Source organism: Butyrivibrio sp. MB2005, assembly GCF_000424285.1.
Classification (GTDB): domain Bacteria; phylum Bacillota; class Clostridia; order Lachnospirales; family Lachnospiraceae; genus Butyrivibrio.
Window position 1 is genome coordinate 75,372 of sequence record NZ_AUJP01000004.1, and the last position, 24,034, is coordinate 99,405.

Sequence of the window (24,034 nt, forward strand, 5' to 3'; positions counted from 1 at the left end):
TGAGTTATTGAGGTGACAACCACTGTAGTGGATGCACATATATCACTTTGGGGAGAACCCCGGAATGGAGGGCACTATGAAAAAGTTAGGCAAACTTCTGGCACTTGGACTTGCCGGAACAATGGTTGCATCAGCTGTAGGCTGTGGCGGCGCTACAAACACAGGCTCAGATACTGCAACTACAGAGTCTGCAGATCAGACAGAATCTACTGCAGATGCTTCAACTGAGGAGAGCACTGAAACTGCAGAAGCAACAGAAGCTGAATCCACAGAAGAGGCTACAGATGCTGCTGAGAGCACAGGAAGCGGCGCACCGCTCGTTATTGGAGAATCTGAGTTTTCTGAGAAATTCAGTCCTTTCTTCAACACAACAGCTTATGACATGAATGTATCAGCTCTTACACAGGCTGGTCTTCTTATGACAGACCGTCTTGGTGAGATTGTTTACAACGGCATCGAGGGTGAGACCAAAGAGTACGACGGTAACAGCTATGAGTACAAGGGAACATCTGACGTTGTTGTTACTGAGAATGAAGACGGATCAGTTGATTACGACGTAACAATGCGCGATGACATCAAGTTCTCCGATGGTGTGAATGCTACTATCGATGATGTTATCTTCTCAATGTATGTACTTGCAGATCCTTCATATGATGGATCATCATCATTCTATGCTCTTCCTATCACCGGTATGGAAGCATACAGAAAGGGTTCTGACACACTTTTCAACCTCCTTGTGAGTGCAGGTGAGGACAACACAGACTTCACATACTTTACAGAAGATCAGGCTAAGAAGTTCTGGGAGACAGATTATCCCGCAGCTAAGGCTAAGTTTGTTCAGGATATCGTTGATTATATCGGCGACAGCAAGATCGATGATGCTGATGTTGCAGCTAACGCTTTTGCAAACGCACTTGTTTCATGGAACCTCGCTTCAGCTGAAGACGGTAAGGTAACAGGTTCTTCAGGTAAGGCTTATGACATCAAGGGCGGCGATGAGTTCGGCGTAGAAGAGTTTTGGACAGAGCTCTTAGCAGCTTACGACGGAGACGTTGCAGCAGCTACTGATGCTGAAAAGGCTGGCGACAGCTTCCTTGACATCCTTGGAGATGAGTACAAGAACGCTATCGAGACCGGAGAATCAGCTAAGAACATCGAAGGTATCCAGAAGACCGGTGATTATTCACTTCGTATCCACATGGACAAGCTCGATGCTACAGCTATCTATGATATCGGTGTTGTAATTGCTCCTCTTCACTACTATGGTGATGAGTCCAAGTATGATTATGACAACAACATGTTCGGATTTGACAAGGGTGACCTTTCAGTTGTTCGTTCTAAGACAACTCAGCCTCTTGGTGCCGGCCCTTATGTATTCGATAAGTACGAGAACAAGATCGTTTACTTCAAGGCTAACGAGAACTTCTATCAGGGTGCTCCTATTATCAAGGACGTACAGATGAAGGTTACAACTGATGCAGATAAAGAGCCCGGTGTAGTTCAGGGTACTCTTGATATCGCAGAGCCTCAGGCTAACAAGGCTTCTCTTGAGCAGATTGCTGGCGAGAACTCAAACGGTGAGCTTTCAGGTGATGTTCTTTACACAGCACTTGTTGATAACCAGGGTTATGGTTACATCGGTATGAACTCTGAGAACGTTAAGGTTGGCGATGATCCTTCAAGTGATGCATCCAAGAACCTTCGTAAGGCTATCGCAACAGTACTTGCTGTACATCGTGACGTAGTTATCGATTCTTACTATGGTGATGCAGCTAACGTTATCAACTATCCTATTTCTAACACATCATGGGCAGCTCCTCAGGCATCTGATCCTGATTACAAGGTTGCTTTCTCAGTTGATGTTGACGGAAATGATATTTACACAGACGGCATGAGCGAGGATGAGAAGTATGAGGCAGCTCTTCAGGCTGCACTTGGATTCTTCGAGGCAGCTGGTTACACAGTAACAGATGGTAAGCTTACAGCAGCTCCTGAAGGTGCTAAGCTTTCATACGAGGCTATGATCCCTGCAGATGGTTCAGGTGATCACCCTGCATTTGGTATCCTTACAGCAGCTCGTGAAGATCTTGAGAAGATTGGCTTTGATCTTGTAATCAATGACCTTTCTGATTCTTCAGTTCTTTGGACTGCTACACAGGGCGGTACAGCAGAGATCTGGTGTGCAGCTTGGGGATCATCAATCGATCCTGATATGTTCCAGGTATATCATACAGACGGTGGTTCTGCTTACATGTACAGAATCAACCAGAAGGAACTTGATGACCTTATCATGGAAGGCCGTTCAACAACTGATCAGGCTGTACGTAAGGCTATCTACAAGGAGTGCCTTGACTACATCGTTGATTACGCAGTTGAGATTCCTACATATCAGAGACAGCAGTGCTCAATCTACGCTGTTGACCGTGTAGACGTTGACAACTCTGTAATGCTTCAGGATCAGACAACATATTACAATTTCTACAGCAACACAAGTGGATTTGATCAGATCCAGTCACTTAAGACAAAGTAATTCGTATTTGGTAATAATTACATAAATACGTGTGACTTAGTCCGTGGGGGCTTTTGCCTCCGCGGACAAGTCTATGTAAAGAAACTTTTTCAGGCAGAAGATATTTTATTTAGAAGGAGTATAAGCAGCAATGAGGAAATTCATCATTAAACGTCTGCTCATATCGGTAGTTTTACTGTTTTTCGTATCAATGATCATTTATGCGATCATGAGATGTATGCCCATTTCATACGTTGAGCAGCAGGCAATGGCTTTATCAACAAAGCCTGGTGCCAAGAGCTATGCAGAATGGGTTGACCAGTTAAATGCCCAGTACGGTCTGGACACGGGGGTAATCCAGGGTTACTTTAAGTGGGCATCAAGAGCAATTGCACTTGACTTTGGCGATTCATGGTTTTGGAATCAACCAGTATTACAAAAATTCAGCAACGTTATTTGGTATTCGTTTGCACTTGGACTTGTAACTTTTATTTTGGAAATTGTGATCGCAATACCTGCAGGTGTAGCAGCAGCAAGAAGACAGTATTCTGCAACCGACTACACAGTTACGGTAATCGCACTTATCGGAATTTCACTTCCGAGCTTTTTCTTTGCGACGATCTTGAAATACATTTTGTCCGTAAAACTTGGTTGGCTTGACCTTTACGGAATTGTTGGCAGATATCACGAGTCATATTCTCAGATGGGCAAGATCCTGGATATGGCTAAGCACATGATCATGCCTGTAATCACACTTACTGTTGTTAGTGTAGGTTCTCTTATGCGTTATACCAGAACCAATATGCTCGAAGTTCTGAACGCTGATTATATCAGAACAGCAAGAGCTAAGGGTGTGTCTGAGGATAGGGTAGTTAACTATCATGCTTTCAGAAACACACTTATTCCCATCGTTACACTTCTCGGTGGATCGCTTCCGGGACTTTTCAGCGGTGCTATGATCACTGAGACATTGTTCCAGATCCCCGGTATCGGATATACATCATATCAGTGCGTTGTGCAGGGAGATATTCCTTTCGTAATGTTCTATATGGTATTTATGGCAGTACTTATTTTGCTGGGTAACCTTATCGCAGATATTCTTTATGCGGTTGTTGACCCGAGAGTAAGAGTAAACTAAGGAAAGGAGGAGGATTAAATGTCAGACGAAAGAAAAGACGAGATTACTGAAGTAGTAAATGACGAAGCAGCTAAAGATAAAAAAGACGGAAAAGGCATAGAAGTAGAGTTTAAACTCGAAATGCATCTCGATGACGCAAACAGAGTCCGTGTCCTCTCTCCGGGAATGATGGTCCTTAAGAGATTCCTTAGAAACAGACTTGCTATCGTGGGAATGGTAATCATTGTTGCCATGTTCCTCTTTGCATTTTTAGGTGGTGCCCTTTATCCATATTCTGAGAGCCAGGTATTCTATAAGACTGATGAAGTCCTTAAGGATTATGCCGGTGCTACAGAGATAGATCAGTTCCAGTTCCAGAATGTTGAAGGTGTTGAGCTTCCTTCAGATATTTATTCAAAGGCGCTTATTGCAGCTTCATCAGGAAAGTATGTATTTGAGACAAGAGATGGTTCACAGATGGGTATGACACCTGCAGCTGAAGGCTCAGATGTTTATCTTGTTTATTCACTTGAACCCATCAAGATGTTCCTTAAGAACGTAAAGAGCTTCAATGAAGCATTGGAAGCAGGTCTTCCTTATTTCGAAGAGGACGGGGTTCTCTACATGTATAAGGGAGAAGACTTCAAAGCTGATGTATTTGAGGCAACAGAGATTGCAGTAGCCAGCAAGAAATCCTTCACTGGTTATTCAAAGGATACAAAGTTCTCTTACGAGTTCTACAGAAATGCACTTGTAGCTTCTGCTACAGGAGAGAGCAGCTTTGAGGCTGATGGCAATACTTATGACATTACTGAAGATGGTCTTATTTCACTTAATGGTGAAGGCTATGCAGTTGTTTCCAACATGAACTTCAATGCTGCTGTATCAGGTGTATTCCTTAGTCCTGATTATAAGGCAGCTGCACTTGAGGCTTTCGCATCCGGTGCTTCATCATTCGAGTTTCCGGATGAAGACGGTACTATGATCGAGTATCGTCTGGATAAGAAGACCAGCCAGTACATTATTAAGAGATTCCAGCAGACAAGACTTATAGATACTTATGCATCACCTTCCAAGGAGCACCTTGTAGGAACAGATGCAAACGGTATGGACCTTCTTGCGCGTCTTATGTATGGTGGCAGAATCTCACTTTTGATCGGTTTCGTAGTAATATTTATCGAAGTATTTATTGGCATGATTATCGGTGGTGTAGCAGGTTTCTTTGGCGGATGGGTTGATAACCTTCTCATGAGACTTGTAGACGTAGTTTACTGTATCCCTGCGATGCCCCTTTACCTGATCCTTGGTTCTATCATGGACTACTATCAGGCAAGCCCAAGAGCACGTATTTATCTGCTCTGTATCGTAATGGCTGTTATCGGTTGGGTTGGAATTGCTCGTATTGTAAGAGGTCAGATCCTTTCACTTCGTGAGCAGGAGTTCATGGTTGCTGCTGAAGCACTTGGTATCAGCACATACCGCAGAATCTTCAAGCACCTTATACCGAATGTAATTCCTCAGCTTATTGTATTTGCAAGTATGGGTCTTGGTGAGGTTATCCTTTCAGAGGCTTCACTTAGTTTCCTTGGTCTTGGTATCAAGTACCCTGCTGCTTCATGGGGAAGTATTATCAACGCAGTTACAGATTCATACGTTATGACCAATTACCTCTTTGTATGGATTCCTGCAGGAACACTTATCCTTCTTACAGTTCTTGCATTCAACTTTATTGGTGATGGTCTTCGTGATGCGTTTGACCCGAAAATGAAGAGATAAGGAGACTAAGATGGCAAAGAATTCAAATTATATCTCGGCCAGGGAGTCCAGAAAAATCTCAAGAGAGAACAGAAAGATTACTTCCGAGATTGAGAAAAAGAGAAATAGAAAACATATTCCTGAAAGTGAATATGTTACACAGATGAAGAATCCTGACAACTGTGTAGAGTTTGATAATGTACATACATATTTCTTTACAGATATAGGTACAGTTAAGGCAGTTGACGGTGTATCCTTCGAGGTACCTCAGGGAAAAACTGTTGGTATCGTTGGTGAGTCAGGCTGCGGTAAGTCTGTGACAAGCCTTTCACTTATGCAGCTTGTTCAGAGACCTTCAGGTCAGACAGTTGAAGGCGAGATTCGCTTTAATGATGGAGAGAGAACAATAAATGTTGTTAATGCACCTGCTTCTGTTATGCAGAAGCTTCGCGGCAACAAGATGTCAATGATCTTCCAGGAGCCCATGACATCACTTAACCCGGTTTTCAGAATCGGTGCACAGGTTGATGAGGTTATTGCACTTCACAATCCTGAGATGACACCGGAGCAGGTTAAGGAAAGAACAATAGAGATGCTTCAGATGGTTGGTATCGCTAACAAAGAGGGCGTTTATTCAATGTATCCTCATGAGCTCTCAGGTGGTATGAGACAGCGTATTATGATCGCTATGGCGCTTGCCTGCGACCCTAAGCTTATCATTGCCGATGAGCCTACAACAGCTCTTGATGTTACAATTCAGGCTCAGATACTTGACCTTCTTAGAAACCTTAAGGACAAGATCAACAGCTCAATCATGCTTATCACACATGACCTTGGTGTTGTAGCAGAGATGGCTGATTATGTTGTAGTAATGTATGCAGGCCGTGTTGTTGAAAAAGGTACTGCAAGAGAAATATTCAAAGATCCCAGACATCCCTACACTATCGGACTTATGAATTCAAAGCCCGTTGTAGGTAAGCACGTTGACAAGCTTTATAGCATACCCGGCAATGTTCCTAACCCTATCGATATGCCCGATTACTGCTACTTCAAGGACAGATGTGAAATGTGTGTAGAGAAGTGCAGCGGCAAATATCCCGGAGTTTACAAGGTGTCACCTACTCATGAGGTTAGCTGCTACAGATGTGAGGAGCTTATCGGTAAGAAAACTGAGGAAGGAGGTGCAAACTAATGAGTGATAAGACAAATGAAATAAAAGATAACATTCTTGAAGTAAGGCACCTCAAAAAGTATTTCCCTATTAAGGGAGGGTTCTTTGGTGGTGTTACCGGCAATGTAAAGGCAGTTGATGATGTTTCTTTTTCAATTCCCCGTGGAACCACAATGGGTCTCGTTGGAGAGTCAGGCTGTGGTAAGTCTACAACAGGAAGAACTATCCTCAGACTTATTGAGAAAACTGAAGGTGATATCATTTTCAATGGTAAGGATATAAGCACTTTTGATAAGAAGCAGCTTCGTGAGCTTCGTACAAAGATGCAGATCATTTTCCAGGATCCCTATTCTTCACTGTCTCCACGTCTTCCTATCGGTGAGATTATCGGTGAGGCTGTACGTGAGCACGGTCTTGTTCCCAAGGAACAGTTTGATGACTATATTACCGAGGTTATGAAGGAGTGTGGTCTTCAGGAGTATCACAAGGATCGTTATCCTCATGAGTTCTCCGGCGGACAGAGACAGCGTATCTGTATTGCAAGAGCACTGGCTGTAAAGCCTGAGTTCGTTGTATGTGATGAGCCTGTATCAGCGCTTGACGTTTCTATTCAGGCACAGATTATCAACCTTCTTAAGGAACTTCAGGAAAAGAATAATCTTACATATCTGTTTATCTCACACGATCTGTCTGTCGTTGAGCATATTTCAGATGCAGTAGGTGTTATGTACCTTGGTAACCTTGTTGAGACAGGTGAGACAGAAGATATTTTCGCGAATCCGCTTCACCCCTATACGAAGGCACTTTTCAGTGCTATTCCGATGCCGGATCCCGATATCAAGAAGGAGAGAGTACTCCTTGAGGGAGATATCCCTTCACCTGCTAATCCGCCTAAGGGATGTAAGTTCCACACAAGATGTCCTCATTGCATGGGAATCTGTAAGGAGCAGGATCCTAAGGCCAAGGATATGGGTAACGGACATGTTGTAAGATGTCACTTATATGACGACAAATAATTTGAAAACTTCTAAATAAAAATATCTATAAGAGATGGCAGCTGTAATGGCTGCCATTTCGCTTGTTTTGGACATATTATGATGCTGGTTTGGAATCGGTCATATTAACATATAAAAATATTCAGAAAAGATCTGTCAGAGACAGGTCTTTTATTTTGGACATAGGAATATAGTAGATTCCGGCAGAAAAGGCAACTGTAATAAGCGCACTGATAACCCATGCAGATACATCGGGAGTGCGGACGAACATAAGATGAACCTGTTCCATTTTTCTTATGATGGAATAGACCATAACAGCACCAAATACGATTCCAAAGAAGATTCCTATGGAAGTAGTTATGATTACTTCCCTTACGGCATAAATAACAGTTTCTTTAACTGTAAAACCATTGATTCGCATTATCGTAAGTTCTGAATGTTTGGATATCAGATACATGTTTGCGAGGTTTAAGAGTACAAACATTGAAAGAACTCCTGATAAAACAATCAGCAGCCATACAATCAGATTTAATACTATCATAACGTTACGGAACATGTCTGTTAGTTCTGAGGATGGAGAGTAATTGTCAAAGCCCTGAAGCTCAGAAATATTAGCAATAATGGTATCTGTTGAATCTTCCTGTGATAAGTTTCCGGTTCTTATGAGATATGTATTGTTGGCAAAGTTGTCGTCTACAAGATTTTCATATAATGATTTTGAAATAATGGCGAAACGACCGATGTAATTTTTCATTATTCCTGATACTTTAGTATTGTGCGGTATTCCCATATCATCAATCAATTCGATATTATCACCAACAGATAGATTATAGAGCTCTGAAAGTCTGTTTGTTATGATTATTCCATCGGAAAGTTTTGATATGTCTTGCGAATTACCATCAAAAAGAGACCTTCCTGTAGAATAATCGAGGACATTGTGGAATTTTGAAAGAGCAACTATATCATCAGTGATGAAAAATTCAGTAAATTCCATCATATCATCTATCTGGAGGCTACCATATTTATCTAATAGATTTACATATTCTATATTTCTGTCAGATATTTCTTTAGTGATTTCCTCCTCGATAGAATCTGAAATATTTGCATTATAAGTGATCTTTCCGTCGTAAGTAGATATTTCAGTAAGCTGACCGTCAAGAGAACCTGATATAGAGCGCCTAAGGGAAAAACCGATTACAATCAAAGCGCAGCATCCGGCAACACTGATAATTGTCACCAGTACTCTTAGGATATCGGTTTGCATGTTCAGAATGATCATTCTGCTGTAAAGGCTTAGCTTAGAGAGGAATTTATTGTTTTTCAGGCTCTCACGCTTGCTATCCGGAGCAAGTGGGGACATAAGCTTTTTAGCAGTTTGCTTCATAAGCTTTGAACAGGAGGCGTAAATTGCAAGGAATGCGGTGGCAATAGCCAGAGCGGATATTATGATACTTGGCAGGATAGATATGGTACAGGGATAACGGCCATAAATAAAATGATTATCATAGCCGATGGCAATAACGTATTCCACGATAAGTGCGGACATTAAAATGCCAAGGATATTTCCAATTACCGTGGCTGATAAGCCAAAGATTATGTATTTTGAAAATATCTCTGCATTAGTAAGGCCAAGTGCCTTTGAAGCGCCTATAAGAGTGCGCTGAGAGTAGAGCATTCTCGACAGGGATGCAAAAATTACCATAATTGCAATGATCACAAACAATATGGAGAATGTAGATGTAAGCTTATGAAGGTTTTCAGCGTTATTTTTTAGATAAAGGTAGGAAATGTTCGAATTCCTGTCTAAGACATACCAGTCGCATTCACCTTGATTTTGAAGTTTAATGAGTCTTTTTTTCGAGTCTTCGAGTTTTTGCAAAGCATTATTATATTCAATCAGTGCTTTGTCATAGTCTGAGATCTGTTTCGGAGCAGTTTTATACTCTGAGGGTTCTTTTGAGATTATTACAGAGAGCATATTTCCAAGATCAGCCATTACCTGGCCGGTTTTGCCGGACATGGAAGGTATCATTCGACCTGCAAGAGCAAGGTCATGTTTGGCATTTTGCAGATCTTTTTCACTGTCTGATATCTGATTTTCCAGGAACAGAGTGTAGTCTTCATATCTAGCCTGAGAACGAAGATCAGAGAGTTCTTTTATGGCATCACACCTTTTTGAAACCAGAGAGAAATATCTTTTATCGTAGGCTTTGGAATAATACGGCTTTTCAAGAACAATATTTGCCAAAGCATAGCATCCGTCAAAACGTTCTTCATCAAAGGCTTCTTTGGTTACAAGTATGCAATAGGGCTCGTCTAAGTCATAACTCATGTGTTCGGCATGTTTAAAAATTCCTGTGATTGTAAGCGTTTCTACAGAGAGCTCCGGAAGCTTTTCGTTATAAGCATCCAGTGGACTGATCTTATCTCCGATAGACAGACTCAGGTCGTCAGCGATGCTTTGTTCAATAGCGCACTCATCCTTTGTGACGGGAAGAGCACCTGATTGAAGCATGGGGATATCGATATTGCTTCCGAGGGATGTGATGTAAGCGGATTTTGTTTTGGTGCCATGTGTGATTCTGACAGAGGACCTCAGTATGCCTTCGATTTCTTTTATCCCTTCAAGGCCGGAGATTGCGGCAAGATCATCCTTTGATAAGAGACAGTTGGAAGATATCTGAATGTCATGAAAGTTTGTGGAATCATAAATGCGTTTGCCCTCACGGGACATAGAGAACGCAGAATAAGAAAGCCCCAGATATGCAGTGATAGCAAATGAGGTGATGATAATTATGGACAGCCAGGAAACCAGCTGCTTTCGAATGTTCCTAAGAGTGTCCTTTCGACCTGTTTTAGCCATATAAATACCCGGTTTAAAAGGCCACGTACAAGCTTAAAATGCAAGCTGTGCTGCCTTGGTGGAAATCTACTTTATAGCTACCAGGAGAGGTCAGTTGCCTTCGCTATGTTCTCGTTAGTGATTATTCTATCAATCTGACCGTCTTTTATTTTTATAATACGATTGGCCATTTTAGCTATCTCGTTATTATGTGTGACCATCACAACAGTTGTGCCTTGAGATCTTACAATGTTTTCAAACACAGAGAGGATTTCGATGCTGGTGGAAAAATCAAGAGCAGCTGTGGGCTCATCGGCAAGTATAAGGCGAGGTTTTTTTGCGATTGCTCTTGCGATAGATACTCTCTGCTGCTGACCGCCGCTAAGCTGTGATGGATAGTTATCTGCTCTGTCGGTAAGGCCTACAAGCTTCAAGGCTTCGTCGGAATCCATGGAGTCAGGCAGGAGTTCTGCTATGAAATCAACATTCTCCCTGGCAGTTAAATTAGGCATCAGATGATAATCCTGAAAAACAAAACCAATGAAATTACGTCTGTAGGCAGTGAGTTCCTGATTAGTTGGATTGGAGTAATCTTTTCCATCGATAAAAAGGCTTCCATCTGACATGTGATCCATGCCTCCAATGATGTTCAGAATGGTAGTCTTACCGCATCCACTTTCACCAAGTATCACTACAAACTCTTTTTCATAAATCTCAAGGCTTATATTCTTCAGGGCTTCAAGTCTGTTGTCACCGGACTTAAACGAACGTGTGACATTTTTTAACGATACAATAATATTTGAGTCCGACATATCTTTAATATAGCATATTTGCGTAAAATCGTGTATTATTATAGGGATGCAAAAAAGTAATAAAAATACATTTGGGAGGTGTATGGTATGAAGTTTTGTACAAATTGTGGAGAGAGCTTAGAAGAGGATGCTCAGGTATGCCCTAAGTGTGGAACACCGGTAGGAGCAGCTAATGCAACACCTAATCCGGCACCCAGCGCGGCACCTAATATGCAGCAGCCCACACAGCCTTACGCTGCAGCACCCGGCTATCAGCCTGTATATGTTGTAGATCCTTCAGATCACACAGCAGAGATGGATCCTGCTGATATCGCAGAGAATAAGATTCTTGCTATCGCTATTTATGTTCTTAGCTGGGCAGGTATGCTCATTGCATTACTTGCTGCAAGAGATTCTAAGTTTGTTGGATTCCACCTTCGTGAGGTTTTAAGACTCTTAGTTCTTGAGTCACTTGTTGCAATCGTTGCACTTGTTCTTTGCTGGACAATCATTGTTCCTATCGTAGCGGGTGTATTCGGAATTGTTCTTTTCGTTGTACAGATTATCGGTTTTGTAAATGCTTGCAATGGTAAGGCTAAGGAACTGCCTATCGTTCATGCTTTCAAATTTCTGTAATTCGAAAAAAATAAAAACGATATTAAAAAAATCTGAAAAAATCGGTGAACTAATGGTTCGCCGATTTTTTTGTGTATAATGGGTATATATGAAAGTGGGAGATTGTCCATGATTACACTGCTAAGTTTTGGAATCCTGACCATAGGTGTTCTTGCAATAAGGGCTAGAAGTATAAGCCGTAGTGTAGGAAAGCTATGGATAGATCTGGAAATCATTGTAACAATCTTATATATCCTCCTGGTATGGGGAAGTGATTTTGTTTCGAGATTCGTATCGTTAAGCGAAGATAAGATATATGTTTTTAATATATCTGCTTTTACTCTTGCACTGACATCGTATCTCCTGTTTGCTATGAAGATTACCATAGGTCTTGTTCGTGCTAAAGAAAAAAGTCCATTGCTTTCTATATTCCCCTGCGTATTGCAAATGATTTTCTTGCTGGTTATAAATCCTATTAATCATGTGGCATATTATCCTGAAGTCAGGGGGCAGATCACACTTGAAAAACTGACATTTATTTTTATTTCCACAGTTATTCTGCTTGGCTATGTTGTTACGATTGCTTATCTGGTAATCAGACACAGAAGGAGACTGGGTGTACTTGCTTCTTCCACAATAGCAGCGATAGTGGTGCTTGTATTTTGCATAACGGCGCTGAATTACAAAATATCAGATTTTAAATTCATGGGAGCGGTATTTGCTACCTTTGTAACCTTCAACCTGATAATGTTGTATATCGTGGATAATCCCACTGATCCCAAGATAGGTATCTATAAGTCAGAAGCATTCTTCAGAGCAGTAGAGGAGGATCTGGCACTTAATCCCGATACAAACTACCAGCTTTGTGTTCTTGATATCAGAAATTTTCAGGATGTTAATGAAAGGTTCGGCTTTGAACGAGGTGATGATATCCTCATAAGAGTTGCAGCCGCTATGAGAAAGAGCTTTTCCTGGGAAGTTGAGCTTGGATATTTAGGCGAAGATAATTTTGTAGGTCTTTTCCCGGAGGGCACATATTGGATGCTTCAGGGAATCCTGTCGCTGGATGAAATGTATCCGGGCGAGGACATGGATTACAATCTTTCGTTATACTCTGGTGTTTATAAGATAAAAGACAGGACCATGAATCCTATCCTTATGTGCGACAGAGCCAGATTTGCGATGCAGTCTATCAGGTATGACTATGACAAGCATGAATGTGTTTATGATATGAGTCAGGATCATGCTTTTGAGATGCAGGCATACATGCTTCACAATTGTGAGAGAGCTATCCATGAGGAAGCATTTGTTCCATATTTTCAGCCAATCTATGATGCCAATACCAAAAAAATATGCAGCGCAGAGGCTTTGGTCAGATGGAAGGATAAGCAGTACGGACTCATCAGCCCCGGAGACTTCATTCCCATATTTGAGAAAAACGGATTTATCAATAAGCTTGATGTTTACGTGTGGGAGCAGGTGTGCAAATATATTTCTGAGTGGAGAAAAGAAGGAATTCTGGTGCCTCCGGTATCAGTAAATATTTCAAGAAGAGATCTTCAGATGGATAACCTCTATGAGATAATCGTAGACCTTATCAAGAAATATCACCTGTCGCCCCTTGATATAAAGCTGGAGATTACTGAGAGTGCATTCGTGGCAGACAATCAGCGTTTCTTTAACACCATCGAAGTGCTTAAGGAAGTGGGTTTTAGAATTCTTATGGATGACTTTGGCTCCGGATACTCAAGCTTTAACACCTTCAAGGATGCTCATGTGGATGTTCTTAAGGCTGATATGCGTTTCATGGATGGAATCGAGAGCTCTGATAAAGGCAAGATTGTTATCAATACCATCGTAGAGATGGCAAATAAGCTGGATATGCCCATTGTGGTAGAGGGCGTTGAAACAGAAGGCCAGTACGAGTACGTCAAAGGAATAGGCTGTGATATGATTCAGGGATATTACTTCTCGCGGCCCGTGTCTCCTGATAAGTTCAAAGAGATGATTAAATAATTAAAACCTCCGATGGTGATTCATCGGAGGTTTTATATATCTGGTATGATTTGTAATTATTCGATTACAAGTGTGTCCCATGTATCAGCAGGTACGAGAGCGATGTAGGTCTTACCTGTGTTGATCTCAAGCTCGTTAGCCTGTGAATCGTAGTACTGAGTCTTGTTAAGCTCACCAACCTTTGTCCATACGATATCAGTAGCCTTACCGTTTGTGCAGTAATAACCGGGCTGGTTGATATCGATACAGTTGTAGATCAGATAACCGTGATCATCAAGCTGGTTGAATGTGCACTTCTGAAGAATTACATTCTTGAATGAAAGAGGAGCGCTGTCCTCAGCATCAAGGTGCTGCTTGCCATATTCATAATACTCATATTCTTTAGTTGACTCGTTGTAAACAAGCTTTGAAGTGTTGTGTGTAAATGAAGCGATGTCAATTGTTGTAGCATCGAGACACTTAGCATAGCCCTTGTTCTCAAGATTGATTTCGTTACCCCATGTTGTGAAGTTGAAGTGATTATCCTTAACTCCGTCGGGTGTGAACTCATTGTATGTAGTAGAGAATCCGCTGCTGGAGAAGTTGTTCTCAAGATCTCCGGGAAGGATGTACTCTGTATACTCACGGCTCTTACCGTTATCTACACGAGAGAATGTACCTGAGAAGTGGTTAGTTCCCCATTCCTTTGCAAGGTAAGGATTGATATGAACTGCAGGACCGCCATCGTGGCAAAGAACTGCATTCCACTCAGCTGCAAGAATAATGTTTGTAGGTCTTGTACTTCTGATTGAACCCATCTGCTTGATTGTACCCCAATCCTTTACAAGGCACATGAGACGTGTGATACGACCGTTCTGTGTACTGTTCATCATCTCATATACAACATCTGCTTCAGATGTTCCATAGTGGGGAAGAGCGATTGATTCGTTATCAACCATAACAGCGATAGGACGCTGATCTTTAAGTGCTTCGTCTATAGGCTCACCTGTGAGCTCGCTGAGATACATTCCGGCAGGAACTTCAGCAGATACTACAGGCTCTTCTTCGGTAACTACTTCCTCTTCGACACTTTCTTCTGAAGATGCATCATTTGATGTGTTATCCTCGATTGACTCCCATGAAAGGCCTTCTGAAGAATCTTCTGTTTCAGTAGATTTGCCGCATCCAACAGCAGCTGTGAGCATAACTGAAGTAAGAACTATGCTCATAAATCTCTTATTTAACTTCATAATATAATCCTCCTTATTATGCGGCGCAAGAAAACGCCTTTACCATTTTAACAGAAAAGGCATTATGACAAAAGTATAAATTCAAATTTGCGCAAGAATTCTAATTTATATGCCTTTTATAAAAACTCTCTTCTCTTTACTGCGGCAGCATCTATAAGGAGTCTTAAGTCCTCTTCATCTCTGGGAGTTCCATGAGAATATCCGCTGTTGCAGTGAACTATTGTTTCTGATCCCGGAACCTTAAGCGTAGCAAGACTCCTCTCAAATCTGGAGAGTTTTTGCATGGCAACATCCACATCAACATCCTGCAAAATGATCAGGAATGAGTCATCTCCATATCTGTAAGCAGCATTCTCTGTGAGATGATTGCTTATAAGTTCGCCAATATTGCTGAGAACCTCGTTGCCGGTTTTTGTTCCGTAAGCTTCATTGATTGAGTTGAAGTCATCGATATCAAGCATGATGACGATAATGGGATGATTCTGATATGAAGTAAAATCATCACGAAGAGCATATCTGCTCTTTAAATTGGTGGTGGCATCATGAACCGGGAGATTCTGCATCATCTCATTCATGGTCTCAATACGATGTATTCGCTCAAGCTCAGTAGCCTGGGTGCGATATTTGCGGACAGAGCCGGCAGTAGTCAAAAAGGCCAGTACAGTATAGTTTATCAGATTTACGGTAGGTGCCCCGTTATATGCAAACAAAATGCCATAGAAACCGATATATGAGCCTACGATCAGCAAAATAGAACACCAGGGCGGCAAAATAAGAAAGCTTGCAACACAGAATTCTGTAGCAAAGAAAGCCAGCATCTGCTTACCGTGCGAATAATGATAAAAAGAAGTAAACATACCAAATGCCAGAATAGAGAAGTAGTAGGCTATGTAAATAAATCTGTATCTGCTATAGGGCTTATGTGATTTCCTTAAAGCGTAGTTAGTTATAAACAGAAAAAATAGGCTTGAGAAAATCGCATATAAGCACATCAGAAGCACAAAAGGCTCGCCAAAGATTTCCTTTTCAAAGAAAATCATAAATAAAAAAATTGCGGACTCAAGAATAGACATGAAAAGAGCGAATATTTTGGTGGCCTGCAAATTAATATGATAGATACTCTCTCTTATTGAGGGATGGATATATGGTGAAAAAAGGTCCTTTAGTTTATTTGAAAAAGTTGCCATTATTTAATTCCTTCGTTATTATAATCAGTAAACATGAGTAAAATTATAACATATTATTATAAATTTAAAGGAGTTTGTTTATGTTATATGATATTTTATTTGGTTATTTTACGCCGCTTCAAACCTCAGCCATAGCTATGGCAGTGGCATTTTTGCTGACTTTCATTACACTGAATATGAGATTTAGCTTTCTTCCGCAGGATCAGGGAAGGGCGTTTGCCATTAACGGAGCACTTTCCAAGGGGAAACTTCGTGGCGTTGGCATAGTGTTTGTTATCGACTTTATCATAGCATCCTTATTATTCCTTCCGCTTTCCTTTGAGTACATACTGTATCTGATATTTCTGTTTTTGATGATGCTTAGCGGATATTTGGATGATGCAGCTGAAAAACCATGGAATGAGTATAAGAAAGGTCTTATTGACCTTGTCATTTCAGTTTTGACCATGGTTACATTCCTTAAATATAACGGAACTGAAGTATCCTTTTTCACACTTCAGTTCAAAATTCCTTACGTGATTTATTTCATTTTGGGTGTAGCTCTTATATGGATAGCGGTAAATGTAACTAACTGTTCCGATGGAGTTGACGGTCTTTGCGGATCGCTTGTAGTTATTACTGTGATGTCATTTGCGATACTGTTTTCTGAAACACTTGGAAGTATGGCGACTGCTGGTCAGATACTATGCGCAGTACTTTTGGCATATCTGTATTTCAACTGTTCACCCAGCAGCATGCTCATGGGAGATGCCGGTTCAAGAGCCCTTGGATTCTTTATTGCGATACTTGCCATGAAGTCAGCGCATCCCTTTGCATATATTATTCTGTCAATTGTCCTGATAGTTGACGGAGGACTTGGACTTATCAAGGTGTCACTGATTCGTTTTTGTAAAATTCACATTATGACTAACCTTCGCACACCTATCCATGATCATGTTCGTAAAAACATGGAATGGTCAGATACACAGGTTGTTATCAGATTTGTGATTCTTCAAATAGTTGTAAGCATAATTTTTGCGGCATTGAAATAATGCCGCAAATTTTTTATACTTCATATTTTTTTGTCTTTAATCGATCTTCAAATTCTGCTTTCTCAAGGGGCTTATCAAAGTAGAAGCCCTGTACCAGATCGCAGCCTACTTTATGAAGCAGGTCGATCTGATCTTTTCTCTCTACACCCTCGGTAATAACCTCAATATCAAGCTCCTGTGCCATTCTGATAATATTCTTAAGAATGGTTTCATCCCTGGATGTGAGTACCTCAGCATCGATAAAGGATTTGTCTATTTTTATGGTATTTACAGGCAGATCCCTTAGAATTCCAAGGGATGAATAACCGGTACCAAAATCATCAATGGAGCTTGCAATGTGCATGCCCTTAAGCTTGTGAAGGAAATCGGTAATAAGGCTCTTTTCCTTGGAGGTAGCAGTTTCTGTAACCTCTATCTGTATGTAATCAAGATCGATATCATACTTATGAATAATCTTAAGGATCTGATCAGCCAGCTGATCGTCTGTCAGATCGCTCCTTGAAAAGTTAACAGATATGGGAACGGGCTCCATTCCATGATCAATCCATTCTCTCAAGGTACGACATACATCTTCCATGACATATATATCGAGACCGATTGAATAGCTGTTTCGCTCAAGCACAGGTACGAATTCTGCAGGATAAACATATTCGCCCTTACACAGCCAGCGGGAGAGGGCTTCTGCGCCAACAAGCTCGCCAGTCTGAGTGTTTACCTTGGGCTGATAGTAAACCTTGAATTCCTTCTGCTGAAGTCCTTCTTCAAAACGATCTTCAATCTGTTTTTCACGGTAAACCCTGGTGCTCATTTCTTTTGTTACGAAGAGGAAGGGCTCATTTGATAAGGACCTGGCAACGCTGCAGGCAATGGAGCTTCTGCCGATTACCTGACCGGGATTTTTTACGGAATCATCGATATCAAAAACGCCCGCAACAGCACTTATGGTGATGGGCACCTTTGCGCCGTCCTTAATTCCGAAGGTCTCTGTTTTCTGCAAAAGATTGAGAAAGGCTTCTGTTTTTTCTTTTCTTATAAGTGCAACGAAATTATCGCCGCCAAGGTGACCTATCAGTTCATCTTCAGACGTGAATTCCAAAAGGATCCTCGAATATCTGACAATGATATTATCAGTTTCTTCAGGTCCATAACGTCTGTTTATAAGGCCAAAGCCTCTAAGATTGAAATAGTAGGAGTTGTATTTTTTGAGTTCACCTGCCAACATTTTTTGAGTGGCAAAGGACAGGAATCCTCCTGAGTTGGGGAGACCTGTTAGATACTGAGTCAGAACGCTTCTCTGTACAAGCTCGACCAGTCTGCAGCGACCTATATGAATCAGAAATACTTTCATAATCGACAGAAGAATCTGCCGATCTTCCGGGCTCCAGTTAGTACTTATGGGAGCATAAACCTTGGCAGTGATTATGCCATTTTCAAAGGTTCTGTATGATTCCTCAAGCCATACTATTTCGGCTTCGGTGTCATCGGAAATCTCTCCCTCATACACAGATAAATGACGCACCTCTCCTGTGGGAGACTGGCGCGTTTCAGGAATATTCATATCCAATGTTATTCGAGTAATGCTGTAGGCAGGAGCAATCTCATAAAATGCTTCCTGTGCGGAACCAACAGTGTTCTCAGTTGCTGACAGCGCCTGAATGAACCTGTCCAGTAAGTTGTAATTCTGCATATTTAAGCCCATTTTCTGATATGAAAATACATCACTATCGGTACAATCTTTATTTTGCAACAAATATACTGCTAAGACAAGCATTTATTTCGCTTTATTCATTCATTGGCATTTTATACAATTAATTATAAAAATTTCGTAAAATTGCTATAGCACATAATTATAAAAAATTGGTAAAATAGATTATATGCTTGACTAAAAATCTCACGAGGGGGAGAAAAATGGGGATAACAATCAGGCAGTACTCATCGGTTGTGGTGACAATCAGCGAGCGAGAATCGGAAGCAGTCAAAATTGCGGTATCGAATCTGATCCGGGACTTCAAACGTGTGCTACAAATTAATACTGAAGCTGCAGATCCAGACTGCCAGCGAGTACTGGTAGGAACTGTCGGAGTGTGTGATGACCTTGAAGAGGAAGATCTTACAGGTCTTTTCAGCACGTCCGGAAGAAGACGAAAGGAAGCGTATGTAATACGCGACAGGCGCGGAATGCTGGTCATTGCCGGATCAGACAAGCGCGGAACTATTTATGGTATCTATGAATTTTGCAGAACCATACTGGGAGTATCGCCCTGGTATTTCATGGCTGATGTTCCCATAAGACCTAAGACGGAAGTGGTACTTCCGGATGATTATCATGTTTCTGATCATCCCAGTATCGAGTATCGAGGGATTTTCATAAACGACGAGGAAGAACTTGAACAGTGGGTTCAGCGTTACATGGGGGAGACCACCATTGGCGTAAGAACCTATGAGAAAATATTTGAACTCATGCTAAGGCTGAGGCTTAACTATATCTGGCCTGCCATGCATGTGAATTCTTTTAATGCAGACAAACAAAATGGCGCTCTGGCAAATATGATGGGTATTGTTGTGGGATCATCCCATTGCGATATGCTTATGCGCAGTAACAATAAGGAATGGAGACCCTGGCTTGAGAAAAAGGGTTACAATGATGTCAGATATGATATTACCGCATCAGATAAGAGCCGTGATGCCATAATTGAATACTGGCGTGAGAGTGTTGAACAGAACAAGGATTACGAAGTTACCTATACCCTTGGAATGCGCGGAATACATGATTCAGGCTTTGAGACCATGGCCCTTTCCGGGCTTCAGGGTGATGACCTTATAAGAGGCAAGATGGAGCTCCTTGAAGAGGTAATGGAGATCCAGCAGGAGATTTTGGACACCACACTGGACTATAAGCCCATGAGGATATTTGTGCCCTATAAGGAAGTTCTGGAGCTTTACGACAATGGTCTGCATGTTCCAGATGACTATACCCTTATATGGGTAAACGATAATTACGGACATGTCAGAAGATATCCCAATGAGGAGGAAAAGAGACGCCCCGGCGGCAATGGTATCTATTACCACAATTCCTATTGGGCACCGCCCGGACAGTCTTATCTTTTCATTTGTTCAGTGCCTCTTGCACAGACCCGAAATGAGCTGAAAAAAGCTTATGAAGAGGGAATACGTAAGCTTTGGGTGACAAATTTTGGTGCCATAAAACCTCTTGAACAGCAAATTACTTACTATGCTCAGCTTGCATGGGATATAGGAAAAGAAAATACTATCTGTGGCGATGAAATACAGTTTCTTGCCCAGTGGATAGACGAGACCTTCAGTGGAAGGCATGGCAAAAAGCTGGCACCGCTCCTGGTTGAGTTTGATCAGCTTACAAATGTACGCAAAGTAGAGCAGATGGATGTGGATGCTTTCTCGCAGACTGCATATACCGATGAGGCGGTTAGCAGAATCCATCGCTATGAATACATGTTCAAAACCGGAAATCGTATCTATCACTCTCTACCCGATAATGAAAAGGATGCGTTTTTCCAGTTAATACTTATGAAAATTCATGCCGCATATTATACCTATACAATGTATTATTATGCGGATAGAAGTAACCTCTGCATGAAACAGGGTAAAACCCACAGTGCCGCTGATTACACTGAAAAAGCCCTGTCCTTTGATCATGCAAGAAGGGGTATGTTGTATTTCTACAACCATGTTATGGCAAATGGCAAATGGGACGGAATCCTTACACCTGAAGATTTTCCGCCGCCAAGAACCGCCATGTATCCGGCATGTAAGCCGCCTCTTGAGAAGGCACCGGATCATCTAATAATCACCTGTCAGAATGATGACAGCGGCATTACCTTTGTAAAGCCTGTTGAGAAGTGGTTTGAAATAGCCAATGCCGGAGAAAATGAGATCGTGGTAACGGTTGATCTGCCGGGATGGCTCAGGATTGCTGAGGATAGTATCGTGGGCTTTGAAGGCCACGGCGATATCAGAATAAAAGGCGAAGAGAGAATCCTTCTGGAGGTAGACTGGGAGTCTGTGCCTGAGATGATCGCACAGATGTCCGAAAGAGGAGACGTTAAGCCTGAGGATAAGATTGTTTCCATCAAGGATGAAATACATATCATGGCTCTCATGACAGGTGAAAGCTGTGTGATTCCTGTTGAGATCAAACTTTTCAGAGGCATCACTCTTCTCGGACAAAACAATATTGTTTTCCCGCCTCACATGGAAGATGACGGAATGCTTCGTATTGAGGCAGACATGGTCAGAGACCTTTCTGGTGCCTGGATACGTATTCCGAATCTTGGAAGAAACAGAGGATCTTTGGTTGAAGCCAGAATGGAAAGGGCGACACTTACCTATGAAGTTACGGTGACAAGTGAAGGCGCTTTCCTGTTAGAGCTGCACAGATTCCCGTCTCTTAATGCAATGGGCAGAATCAGGATAGGTGTATCCGTGGATGAAAACCCTGCAGAGATGATCGAATCTGAATCCATAGATGAGTATAAGGGTGACTGGAAAAATAATGTAAGAAACAACGTGGATAAGCTTTATCTGCGTCTTCCGAACATTAAAGCCGGTGCCCACAGAATCATATTCCACGCAGTGGATAAGTATTTTGCATTCTCGAGATTTGTTATTTACACCAAGGAAAGAAGAGAGAATACTTTAGGAATCCGCGGCGGTGATCTGCGACTTCCGCTTTCCTTTGATGCTGCGGGATTTTCATGGGATTTCTATGGTAAGGAAGCTTACGAACTTCCGCCGAGACCTGTATATTATGCTCTCAGGAAACAGAAGGGCGACGGAATAGGAGAGCACATGGAGTTCCTTAGCCACTATGGAACTCCGATTCCTGCTTCTGAGATTCTGGCACAGGGCCTTCATCCTATGCAGGAGAAGGATGGAAGATTACTTATTGAAGCGGCATCTGCTCTTTGCAACTCAAGAGCTGCTTATACCGAGACTGATCTTTGGGATTACTGCAACGCACCATCTCACGGAGAGACAGGTCTTGCTATGTACATAAGAGATGAAGCCGGGCTTGAGAATTTCCACAAGACTAAATGGGGCGGAACAAGTGCCATAAAAAAAGCCCCTTCACTTCATTATGTTTTTGAAGCAAGGGGAGGAACCTATCGCATCTGGGCAAGGGTTCTTATGTGGGATGCTGCAAAATCGCACTTCACAATCGGCATTGATGACAAGATCTACTCAGAGCAGGATCTCTATGGCGGCCAGGGAATCTGGAGATTCTCTGCTGAAAATATCTGGCGCTGGGTACCGCTTGTGGACGTGAAGCTTCGAAACGGAAGGCATACCCTGAGGTATTATGCTATGTCAGCAGGCATTCGTGTAGAGCAGTTCTTCATTACATCTACCGATGGAATGCCACCGGCAATGGCTTAAAAATCACTTTTATTTATTCTCTCGAGATCGATGATATCAGCTATCTGCTCGGGAGTCAGGAAGCCATCTTCCTTTTTACCTTTAATGAAGAGGCTTTCATCAACGGCATTACCCTTCTGGTTGAAGTATCCATCAAAATCAGAAGAGGCTGCGTTTTTAAGATGAACCTTGGCATTATCGGCATTAGCTGCATTTGCAAGAGAACGGGCAGGATCGTAAGAGCTTGCCTGTTTTTTTGCGGGCGCAGGAGCCGGTTTCTGAGCTGCTTTTTGTTTTGCGGGAGTCCTGTCTTCTATGGACTGCAGCTCAGCAAGGTCATTCAAGTCTACCAGCTGCTCTATAGGTGAAGCTGTAGGGTGTTCTGCTTTGGATGAAGGAATCGGAGCTCTGCCTTCCCGTATACCTTCAAGCTCAGGAATATCAGCAATATCCGCAACACGCTCAGCTCTTGATTTCATAATATCGGACTCTTTGCGCTCGGGAATAAGATCCGCTGCGGCATCAGGAGACAGCAGCTGTTCAAACAGGTTCATGGCAGTTCCGTCTTCTTCATGGGCAGCAGGCGTAGCAGGAGCCTTGGCAGGTACCGGTAAAGGCGCTGAAGAAGCCGCTTTGGCTGCGGATGAATTCTGAGTCGGAGGTACGTAATTTACAGGTATCTTATCGCCAGATGCAATGGCTGAATCTGATGATTCTGAGATGTTCAGAATATCATTTATCTTGATACCGGCCTTCTCTTTTTTCTTATTTGCAATAAGGGTAACGAGATCTGCACCCATAGAATCAAGGGTACATCCGATGGCCAGCTGATTTTCAATGGTGAAAACTCTTACAACGGTAGCTTCGCAGGCATAGAAATGGAAGTAATTGGGATCATATCTAAAGGATGCTGTGATATGATCTCTAACCTTGCAGATAGCGTCGTTGTCCAGAATAAAAGCAATACCCTTCATTGAAATGTCATAGACAAGGGCATTTCTGATATCGCCTTTATTACCTATGCGAATAACACCGAGCTTATCAATATCATAGCGCTCAGCCTGTCTTCTGTTCATCACGATGCCATCTTCGGGACATCTTATAAGATGAAATTTTCCATATTTGGTTTCTACAGGACCAATGCTCTGAGATTCAAATTGATAGCTTCTGCCGTCTCTTTTGTTGACTGCAACAATTTTGCAGGGCTCACGGAAAGTGAGATCGTGATCGAAATAAGTTAAGGACTCGACTAAAAGGCCGTCTCGAACACCGATGGCAGCCTTGGTTATGAGAAGAATCCCATGTCCGTTAATACTAGCGTGAATTTTTATTTTGGAGCCCTTCATTACGTCACTGAGTTTCATAGAAATATTATACCACAA

The 24,034-nt window shown here is 42.0% G+C and carries 15 protein-coding genes; 9 read left to right on the plus strand and 6 right to left on the minus strand.

The features are described from left to right. Nucleotides 1–76: 76 nt before the first annotated feature. The 5 genes from G610_RS0101710 (at nucleotide 77) to G610_RS0101730 (ending at nucleotide 7,568) form a co-directional block, all read left to right on the plus strand. Nucleotides 77–2,530, plus strand: a complete 2,454-nt coding sequence (locus G610_RS0101710) for an ABC transporter substrate-binding protein (RefSeq protein ID WP_026523396.1) — start codon at nucleotides 77–79, stop codon at nucleotides 2,528–2,530. Between the two features lie 130 nt (nucleotides 2,531–2,660). After that, nucleotides 2,661–3,647 carry an ABC transporter permease gene (locus tag G610_RS0101715; protein ID WP_026523397.1) on the plus strand — a complete coding sequence of 329 codons (987 nt, stop codon included), beginning with the start codon at nucleotides 2,661–2,663 and terminating at the stop codon, nucleotides 3,645–3,647. 18 nt (nucleotides 3,648–3,665) lie between these two features. Next, nucleotides 3,666–5,402 (plus strand): ABC transporter permease, encoded by a 1,737-nt coding sequence (locus tag G610_RS22570; protein WP_026523398.1) that lies wholly within the window; start codon nucleotides 3,666–3,668, stop codon nucleotides 5,400–5,402. 10 nt (nucleotides 5,403–5,412) lie between these two features. Then, entirely contained in the window at nucleotides 5,413–6,573 is a 1,161-nt protein-coding gene (locus tag G610_RS0101725; RefSeq protein WP_026496378.1) for an ABC transporter ATP-binding protein, read from the plus strand. After that, on the plus strand, nucleotides 6,573–7,568 hold the full coding sequence (locus G610_RS0101730) for an ABC transporter ATP-binding protein (RefSeq protein WP_026523399.1): 996 nt from the start codon (nucleotides 6,573–6,575) through the stop codon (nucleotides 7,566–7,568). The genes G610_RS0101725 and G610_RS0101730 overlap by 1 nt, the downstream gene beginning before the upstream one ends. Before the next feature lie 121 nt (nucleotides 7,569–7,689). On the opposite strand, the gene G610_RS0101735 is transcribed toward G610_RS0101730, so the two are convergent. Both G610_RS0101735 and G610_RS0101740 read right to left on the minus strand, forming a co-directional pair. Further along, the gene (locus G610_RS0101735) at nucleotides 7,690–10,410 is read right to left on the minus strand and encodes an ABC transporter permease (RefSeq protein WP_026523400.1); all 2,721 of its coding nucleotides are present in this window, start codon (nucleotides 10,408–10,410) and stop codon (nucleotides 7,690–7,692) included. Nucleotides 10,411–10,487: 77 nt separating this feature from the next. Further along, nucleotides 10,488–11,201: an ABC transporter ATP-binding protein gene (locus tag G610_RS0101740; RefSeq protein WP_026523401.1), complete on the minus strand. Its 714-nt coding sequence runs from the start codon at nucleotides 11,199–11,201 to the stop codon at nucleotides 10,488–10,490. 87 nt (nucleotides 11,202–11,288) lie between these two features. On the opposite strand from G610_RS0101740, the gene G610_RS0101745 reads away from it, so the two are divergent. Together G610_RS0101745 and G610_RS0101750 are read left to right on the plus strand one after the other, a co-directional pair. Next, nucleotides 11,289–11,816 (plus strand): zinc-ribbon domain-containing protein, encoded by a 528-nt coding sequence (locus G610_RS0101745; protein WP_026523402.1) that lies wholly within the window; start codon nucleotides 11,289–11,291, stop codon nucleotides 11,814–11,816. A 108-nt stretch (nucleotides 11,817–11,924) separates the two neighbouring features. After that, nucleotides 11,925–13,811: a putative bifunctional diguanylate cyclase/phosphodiesterase gene (locus G610_RS0101750; protein ID WP_026523403.1), complete on the plus strand. Its 1,887-nt coding sequence runs from the start codon at nucleotides 11,925–11,927 to the stop codon at nucleotides 13,809–13,811. 56 nt (nucleotides 13,812–13,867) lie between these two features. Here G610_RS0101750 and G610_RS0101755 read toward each other — a convergent pair whose 3' ends face one another. Then, complete coding sequence (locus tag G610_RS0101755; RefSeq protein WP_026523404.1) at nucleotides 13,868–15,040, minus strand: DUF3048 domain-containing protein; 1,173 nt, start codon at nucleotides 15,038–15,040, stop codon at nucleotides 13,868–13,870. Nucleotides 15,041–15,156: 116 nt separating this feature from the next. Then, nucleotides 15,157–16,227, minus strand: a complete 1,071-nt coding sequence (locus tag G610_RS0101760; RefSeq protein WP_026523405.1) for a diguanylate cyclase domain-containing protein — start codon at nucleotides 16,225–16,227, stop codon at nucleotides 15,157–15,159. Between the two features lie 80 nt (nucleotides 16,228–16,307). Between G610_RS0101760 and G610_RS0101765 the strand changes: the two genes are divergently transcribed. Then, on the plus strand, nucleotides 16,308–17,258 hold the full coding sequence (locus G610_RS0101765) for a hypothetical protein (RefSeq protein ID WP_026523406.1): 951 nt from the start codon (nucleotides 16,308–16,310) through the stop codon (nucleotides 17,256–17,258). Nucleotides 17,259–17,271: 13 nt separating this feature from the next. On the opposite strand, the gene G610_RS0101770 is transcribed toward G610_RS0101765, so the two are convergent. Continuing rightward, nucleotides 17,272–18,945: a putative bifunctional diguanylate cyclase/phosphodiesterase gene (locus G610_RS0101770; RefSeq protein WP_026523407.1), complete on the minus strand. Its 1,674-nt coding sequence runs from the start codon at nucleotides 18,943–18,945 to the stop codon at nucleotides 17,272–17,274. A 221-nt stretch (nucleotides 18,946–19,166) separates the two neighbouring features. On the opposite strand from G610_RS0101770, the gene G610_RS19325 reads away from it, so the two are divergent. Further along, entirely contained in the window at nucleotides 19,167–22,673 is a 3,507-nt protein-coding gene (locus G610_RS19325) for a glycosyl hydrolase 115 family protein (protein WP_051197462.1), read from the plus strand. Here the strand turns inward: G610_RS19325 and G610_RS0101780 are convergent. Further along, the gene (locus G610_RS0101780) at nucleotides 22,670–24,016 is read right to left on the minus strand and encodes a PilZ domain-containing protein (protein WP_035796643.1); all 1,347 of its coding nucleotides are present in this window, start codon (nucleotides 24,014–24,016) and stop codon (nucleotides 22,670–22,672) included. The genes G610_RS19325 and G610_RS0101780 overlap by 4 nt on opposite strands. Nucleotides 24,017–24,034: the final 18 nt, after the last annotated feature.

What these genes read in the sequence shown, in the direction of transcription:
- G610_RS0101750 (WP_026523403.1), top strand. Translation starts at nt 11,925, where the DNA reads ATGATTACACTGCTAAGTTTTGGAATCCTGACCATAGGTGTTCTTGCA.
- G610_RS0101770 (WP_026523407.1), bottom strand. Translation starts at nt 18,945, where the DNA reads ATGCAGAATTACAACTTACTGGACAGGTTCATTCAGGCGCTGTCAGCA.
- G610_RS0101725 (WP_026496378.1), top strand. Translation starts at nt 5,413, where the DNA reads ATGGCAAAGAATTCAAATTATATCTCGGCCAGGGAGTCCAGAAAAATC.
- G610_RS0101710 (WP_026523396.1), top strand. Translation starts at nt 77, where the DNA reads ATGAAAAAGTTAGGCAAACTTCTGGCACTTGGACTTGCCGGAACAATG.
- G610_RS0101740 (WP_026523401.1), bottom strand. Translation starts at nt 11,201, where the DNA reads ATGTCGGACTCAAATATTATTGTATCGTTAAAAAATGTCACACGTTCG.
- G610_RS0101780 (WP_035796643.1), bottom strand. Translation starts at nt 24,016, where the DNA reads ATGAAACTCAGTGACGTAATGAAGGGCTCCAAAATAAAAATTCACGCT.
- G610_RS0101760 (WP_026523405.1), bottom strand. Translation starts at nt 16,227, where the DNA reads ATGGCAACTTTTTCAAATAAACTAAAGGACCTTTTTTCACCATATATC.
- G610_RS0101730 (WP_026523399.1), top strand. Translation starts at nt 6,573, where the DNA reads ATGAGTGATAAGACAAATGAAATAAAAGATAACATTCTTGAAGTAAGG.
- G610_RS0101755 (WP_026523404.1), bottom strand. Translation starts at nt 15,040, where the DNA reads ATGAAGTTAAATAAGAGATTTATGAGCATAGTTCTTACTTCAGTTATG.
- G610_RS19325 (WP_051197462.1), top strand. Translation starts at nt 19,167, where the DNA reads ATGGGGATAACAATCAGGCAGTACTCATCGGTTGTGGTGACAATCAGC.
- G610_RS22570 (WP_026523398.1), top strand. Translation starts at nt 3,666, where the DNA reads ATGTCAGACGAAAGAAAAGACGAGATTACTGAAGTAGTAAATGACGAA.
- G610_RS0101735 (WP_026523400.1), bottom strand. Translation starts at nt 10,410, where the DNA reads ATGGCTAAAACAGGTCGAAAGGACACTCTTAGGAACATTCGAAAGCAG.
- G610_RS0101745 (WP_026523402.1), top strand. Translation starts at nt 11,289, where the DNA reads ATGAAGTTTTGTACAAATTGTGGAGAGAGCTTAGAAGAGGATGCTCAG.
- G610_RS0101765 (WP_026523406.1), top strand. Translation starts at nt 16,308, where the DNA reads ATGTTATATGATATTTTATTTGGTTATTTTACGCCGCTTCAAACCTCA.
- G610_RS0101715 (WP_026523397.1), top strand. Translation starts at nt 2,661, where the DNA reads ATGAGGAAATTCATCATTAAACGTCTGCTCATATCGGTAGTTTTACTG.